General features: G+C 72.1%; 6 protein-coding genes. All 6 read left to right on the forward strand.

Annotated features, from left to right (window positions below; genetic code table 11):
* The first annotated feature begins 65 nt into the window (after nt 1–65).
* The 6 genes from ACIQOV_RS23260 to ACIQOV_RS23285 all read left to right on the forward strand — a co-directional run bounded on the left by ACIQOV_RS23260 (nt 66) and on the right by ACIQOV_RS23285 (nt 5975).
* On the forward strand, nt 66–740 hold the full coding sequence (locus ACIQOV_RS23260; protein ID WP_359902867.1) for a UbiX family flavin prenyltransferase: 675 nt from the start codon (nt 66–68) through the stop codon (nt 738–740).
* Nucleotides 741–859: 119 nt separating this feature from the next.
* Nucleotides 860–1318 carry an Lrp/AsnC family transcriptional regulator gene (locus tag ACIQOV_RS23265; protein ID WP_030055719.1) on the forward strand — a complete coding sequence of 153 codons (459 nt, stop codon included), beginning with the start codon at nt 860–862 and terminating at the stop codon, nt 1316–1318.
* Between the two features lie 3 nt (nt 1319–1321).
* On the forward strand, nt 1322–2284 hold the full coding sequence (locus ACIQOV_RS23270) for a threonine/serine dehydratase (protein ID WP_359902870.1): 963 nt from the start codon (nt 1322–1324) through the stop codon (nt 2282–2284).
* A 52-nt stretch (nt 2285–2336) separates the two neighbouring features.
* The gene (gene mqnE / locus ACIQOV_RS23275) at nt 2337–3500 is read left to right on the forward strand and encodes an aminofutalosine synthase MqnE (RefSeq protein ID WP_401051306.1); all 1164 of its coding nucleotides are present in this window, start codon (nt 2337–2339) and stop codon (nt 3498–3500) included.
* 127 nt (nt 3501–3627) lie between these two features.
* Nucleotides 3628–4905 (forward strand): L,D-transpeptidase family protein, encoded by a 1278-nt coding sequence (locus tag ACIQOV_RS23280; protein ID WP_401051307.1) that lies wholly within the window; start codon nt 3628–3630, stop codon nt 4903–4905.
* Between the two features lie 122 nt (nt 4906–5027).
* Nucleotides 5028–5975, forward strand: a complete 948-nt coding sequence (locus tag ACIQOV_RS23285) for a beta-ketoacyl-ACP synthase III (RefSeq protein ID WP_380351308.1) — start codon at nt 5028–5030, stop codon at nt 5973–5975.
* Nucleotides 5976–6004 lie beyond the last annotated feature (29 nt).

The raw sequence follows: 6004 nt of genomic DNA on the forward strand, positions 1-6004 counted from the left end.
CTCCTGGACCCCCTCCCGGCCGGCCCGGGCCGAACGCGCAGGTCGAGGCGGGTCAGAATTGCCCCATGGGAACTGCGAAGCGTCAGCCGTGGGTGGTCGGGGTCTCGGGCGCGTCGGGGACGCCGTACGCGGCCTCGGTGATCCGCGCGCTGCTGGCCGCCGGCGAGGCGGTGGACCTGATCGTCAGCCGCGCCGCCCGGCTCACCATCCTGGACGAGACCGGCATCTCCTTCCGGGACGCCCACTGGCGCGCCGACCTGGCCGCCTGGCTCGGGAGCGACCGGGGCCTGGACGACGTCCGCTACTGGCCCGCCGGGGACTTCGCGGCCGGCCCGTCCAGCGGCTCCTACCCGGCCAAGGGCATGCTCGTGGTGCCCGCGACCACCGGCGCGGTGGCCGGGATCGCGCTCGGCCTGAGCAAGGACCTGCTGCAGCGCGTGGCCAGCGTCACCCTCAAGGAGCGCCGCCCGCTCGTCGTCTGCGTGCGCGAGACACCACTCAACGGGGTGACGTTGAAGCACTTGGTGGAGCTCGACGCGCAGGGGGCGGTCGTCCTGCCCGCTTCGCCCGGTTTCTACGCCGGCGGCTCCACCGTGCGCGAGCTCGTGGACTTCGTGGCCGGGCGGGTGCTGGACGCCGTCGACGTGCCGCATTCCCTGTACCTGCGTTGGGAAGGGGAGTTGGGCGCGGCCGCCCGCAGGACGGCCGGCGGTGACGGCGCTCCGGCTGAGGGGGAGTAAGGAGACCGGGGGCGGGAGAGTATCTTCTCTGCGATATCCGGGTCGGTCGGCGCAGGGCGCCTTTGAATCCGGATAATGATCTGTGGGTCTGGCGAGGTTCGGAAGGACGCGGACGGTATATGGACACGGTGGACAGACAGCTCATCCAGGCGCTCCGGGAGAACGGCCGCGCGTCCTACGCCGAGTTGGGCCGCCTGGTCGGGCTCTCCGGCCCGAGCGTCACGGACCGGATCAACCGCCTGGAGCAGGCCGGGGTCATCACCGGCTACCGGGCGACGGTCAACCCGGCCTCGCTCGGCTTCGGCGTGACGGCCCTGATCGGCCTTCAGCTCACCGACGCTGCGGACCACGAGGACGTGGCGTTCCGGCTGAAGGACCTCAACGAGGTCGAGGACTGCTGGTTCATCGCCGGTGACGACTCGTACATGCTGAAGGTCCGGGTGGCCGACGTGGCCGGCCTGGAATCGGTGGTCAAGCGGATCTCGGGCACGAAGGGCGTGGCCCGAACCCGCACCACCGTCGTACTCTCCACGAAGTGGGAAAACCGGGTGAGTGAACTTCCTCCTGTAGGAGAGTGACGCATGGCGCTGGTCGGTCTGGAGGAGCTGCGGGCGGCTCGGCAGCGGATCGCGGGGGTCGCCGTGCGCACCCCACTGGTTCCCGCTCCCTGGGCGGCCGAGGGGGAACGGCGGCTCTGGCTGAAGCCCGAGAACCTCCAGCCGACCGGGGCGTTCAAGACCCGCGGCGCCTACAACCGGCTGGCCGCGCTCACCGAGGACGAGCGCGCCCGGGGCGTGGTCGCCCAGTCCAGCGGCAACCACGCGCAGGCGGTGGCGTACGCGGCCCGGACGCTCGGCATCAAGGCCGTGATCGTGATGCCGGACACCTCGCCCGCGGTGAAGGTGGAGGCCACCCGCTCGTTCGGCGCCGAGGTGATCCTGGTCGCGCCGGAGGAGCGGGACACCCTGCCCGCCGAGCTGGCCGGGAAGCACGGCTACGTCTGGGTCCCGCCGTACGACGACCCGTTCATCATCGCGGGCCAGGGCACGGTCGGCCTGGAGATCGCCGAGGACGCCCCGGCCGAGCTGGACACCGTCCTGGTGCCGGTCAGCGGCGGCGGCCTGATCGGCGGGACGGCGGCCGCGCTCAAGCTCACCCGCCCCGGCATCCGGGTGATCGGCGTGGAGCCCGAGCTGGCCGCCGACGCCCGGGCCAGCCTGCGGGCCGGCCGCCGGGTCGAGTGGCCGGTCGCCGACACCTACCGGACCATCGCGGACGGGCTGCGCACCCCGTCGCTCGGCGTGCTGCCGTTCGAGCACGTCACCGCCTACGTGGACGACATCGTCACCGTCACCGAGGACGAGATCCGCGCCACCGTGGCGGTGCTGGCCCGCCGCGGCCGGCTGGTCGCCGAGCCCTCCGGGGCGGTCGCCCCGGCCGCCTACTTCCACCGCGCCGCCGAGACCGGGGGCCAGGCGGTGGCGGCCGTGGTCAGCGGTGGCAACATCGACCCGACACTGCTCGCCGAGCTGCTCTCGGCATAGGCGTACGCTCATTCCGGCAAGGAATCGAATGTCGGAGGAGGCGGGTCACCGCATGGACGCAGGGCTCAAGCGCGAGCTGGAGGCGAAGGTCTACGCGGGTGAGCGGCTGACCCGCGAGGACGGGATCGCGCTCTACGAGAGCGACGACCTGGCCTGGCTGGGCGGGCTGGCCCACCACGTGCGGACGCGGAAGAACGGCGACGTCGTCCACTTCAACGTCAACCGCCACCTCAACATGACCAACGTGTGCAACGCGTCCTGCGCGTACTGCTCGTTCCAGCGCAAGCCGGGCGAGAAGGACGCGTACACGATGCGCATCGAGGAGGCCGTCCGCCTCGCCAAGGCGATGGAGAGCGAGTCCCTCACCGAGCTGCACATCGTGAACGGCCTGCACCCGACCCTGCCGTGGCGCTACTACCCGCGCTCGCTGCGGGAGCTGAAGGCGGCGCTGCCGAACGTCTCGCTGAAGGCCTTCACCGCCACCGAGATCCACTGGTTCGAGAAGATCAGCGGCCTGTCCGCCGACGAGATCATGGACGAGCTGATCGACGCTGGCCTGGAGTCGCTGACCGGCGGCGGCGCGGAGATCTTCGACTGGGAGGTCCGCCAGCACATCGTCGACCACGACACCCACTGGGAGGACTGGTCGCGGATCCACCGCCTCGCGCACAGCAAGGGCCTCAAGACGCCGGCCACCATGCTGTACGGCCACATCGAGGAGCCCCGCCACCGGGTGGACCACGTGCTGCGGCTGCGCGAGCTCCAGGACGAGACCGGCGGCTTCCAGGTCTTCATCCCGCTGCGCTACCAGCACGACTTCCACGACTCCAAGGACGGCGTCGTGCGCAACAAGCTGATGGCCCGCACCGAGATGGCCACCGGCGCCGAGGCGCTGAAGACCTTCGCGGTCTCCCGGCTGCTCTTCGACAACGTCCCGCACGTCAAGGTCTTCTGGGTGATGCACGGCGTCGCCACCGCCCAGCTGGCGCTCAGCCACGGCGCGGACGACATGGACGGCTCGGTGGTCGAGTACAAGATCACCCACGACGCGGACAACTTCGGCACCCCGAACAAGCTCGGCCGCGACGACCTGCTCGGGCTGATCCGCGACGCGGGCTTCCGCCCGGTGGAGCGCAACACCCGCTACGAGGTCATCCGCGAGTACGACGGCCCGGACCCGATGCGCCGTGAGTCCCCGCAGGCGATGCGCCTCTGACCCCGTTCCGGTCCGTGAAGTCCTCCGCCGCCCCGGCCGTCCGTCGGCCCGGGCGGCGGTTGTCTTCACGGCCTCCGCACGGGGCCCGGGTTTACCAACGGGTACGGCGTTTGGCAGGATCGACGGCATGTCCGGTTCTGATCGTGCCACCGCGTACCCGCCGTACCAGCCGACGCAGGAGCCGGTCGACCTGATGCCGCAGCAGCAGTACGAGAGCTTCCAGCCGTACCAGCAGCCGGTTCAGCAGGACGCCTACTACGGCCAGTACCAGCCGTACGAGCAGGCCCCCGACGGGTACTACGAGGCGTACCGGCAGCCGTTCCAGCCGTACGAGGCCGAGCCTGTCCAGTACCCGGCCGAGCCCGGCTACGAGGCCGAGTCCGTCTACCGGGCCGAGCCCGTTCACGAAGCCGTTCCCGAGGCCCGCTACGAGCCCGTGCCCGACGCCCGTCACGAGCCCGTCCACGAACCCGCGTCCGAGGCCCGCTACGAGGCCGCGCCCGTGGTGCTCGCCGCCGCGCCCGTGGCGGGTGGCCGGACGGCCGCGCGGGGACGGCGGCGCAAGGCCAAGCAGAAACGTCACGGCAAGGCCGTGATGGCCGGCACCGCGCTGCTGGTCGCCGCCACCGCCGGCTGGTACGCCGTCGGCCAGGACGGCGCCAAGCCCGGCATCACCGCCGCCGACGGCCCCGGCCCGGAGGGCGTCAGCAAGCCCGACCAGCCCGGCCCGGCCCCCGCGGCCGCCCAGGCCGCCTCCGACCGGCAGGCCGCGGCCCCGGCCGCCGACCGCAGCCAGACCCGTACGGACGGCTCGGTCGCCGCGATACCCGGCCTCGGCGCGAAGTTCACCGCGCAGATACCCGCCGAGACCACCCAGGTCGTGGTCGCCTCCGGCCAGGACAAGAACACCGACAAGAACGCCGTCACCCTCTGGACCCGCACCTCCGAGGGCCGCTGGCTGGCCGGCGAGACCTGGCAGGGCCACAACGGCAAGAACGGCTGGACCACCGACCACAACGAGGGCGACCTGCGCAGCCCGATCGGCGTGTTCAACCTCACCGACGCGGGCGGCCGCAAGGCGGACCCGGGCAGCAAGCTCCCGTACGACAAGGACCCGAGCTTCGTGGTCTCCGGCACGGGCTTCTTCGGGGACCAGCTGGCCGGCTCCTTCGACTACGTGGTCGCGATCAACTACAACCGCGTCGCCGGCAACTCCCCGCTCGACACGCGCCGCCCGATGGGCTCCAAGAAGGGCGGCGGCATCTGGCTCCACGTGGACCACGACGGCCCGACCCACGGCTGCGTGTCGATCCCCGAGGACAAGATGGCCCAGCTGATCCGCACCCTGGACCCGGCGGCCCACCCGGTCATCGTGATGGGCGACACCGCCGCGCTGGCCGCCTGACCTCGGCGTACGCGGAACCCGGGCCCCCCAAGGCCCCTTGTCCACCTCCTACAGATCGAGGGGGCGGATCCTGTCGCCGGTCATACCATGCTGACCAGCGGGTAACCCGGTTCCATGGCAGTATGAGCGGTTCTCGCATTGTGGCACTCGGGCACTACCAGCCCCCCAAGGTCCTCTCCAACGCCGACCTGGCGGGGCTCGTCGACACCGACGACGAGTGGATCCGCACCCGTGTGGGCATCCGCACCCGGCACATCGCCGAGGAGGAGAGCCTGGTCGACCTCGCCACCGAGGCGGCGCAGAAGGCCCTCGCCAACAGCGGCCGGACCGCCGAGGAGATCGACCTCGTCGTGGTCGCCACCTGCACCGCGATCGAGCGCAGCCCCAACACCGCCGCCGCGGTGGCCGCCCGGCTGGGCGTGCGCTCGCCCGCCGCGTACGACATCAACACGGTCTGCTCCGGCTTCTCGTACGCCCTGGCCACCGCCGACCACGCGATCCGGGCCGGCTCGGCCCGCCGCGCCCTGGTGATCGGCGCCGAGCGGATGTCCGACACGCTCGACTGGACCGACCGCTCCACCTGCGTGATCTTCGGCGACGGCGCCGGCGCCGCGGTGATCGAGGCCCAGGAGGAGGGCGGCGAGCCCGGCATCGGGCCGGTGGTCTGGGGCTCCGAGCCGGAGCGGGGCGACGCCGTGGTGATCACCGGCTGGGACCCGGTGATCAGCCAGCAGGGCCAGGCGGTCTTCCGCTGGGCCACCACCCAGCTCGCCCCGCTGGCCCGCCAGGCCTGCGAGCGGGCCGGGATCGACCCGTCCGAGCTGAAGGGCTTCGTCCCGCACCAGGCCAACCTGCGGATCATCGACACGATCGCCCGCAAGCTGGGGCTCGGCGAGGACGCGGTGGTGGCCCGGGACGTGGTCCACTCGGGCAACACCTCGGCCGCCTCCATCCCGCTGGCCTTCTCCAAGCTGGTCGAGCGCGGCGAGCTCTCGCCCGGCGACCCGGTCCTGCTCTTCGGCTTCGGCGGGGGCCTGGCCTACGCCGGCCAGGTCGTGCGCTGCCCCTGACCCCACGGCGCCGCACGGCCCCCTGAACG

The sequence above is a fragment of the Kitasatospora sp. NPDC091257 genome, from assembly GCF_044757675.1.
Lineage (GTDB): Bacteria > Actinomycetota > Actinomycetes > Streptomycetales > Streptomycetaceae > Kitasatospora > Kitasatospora lactacystinica.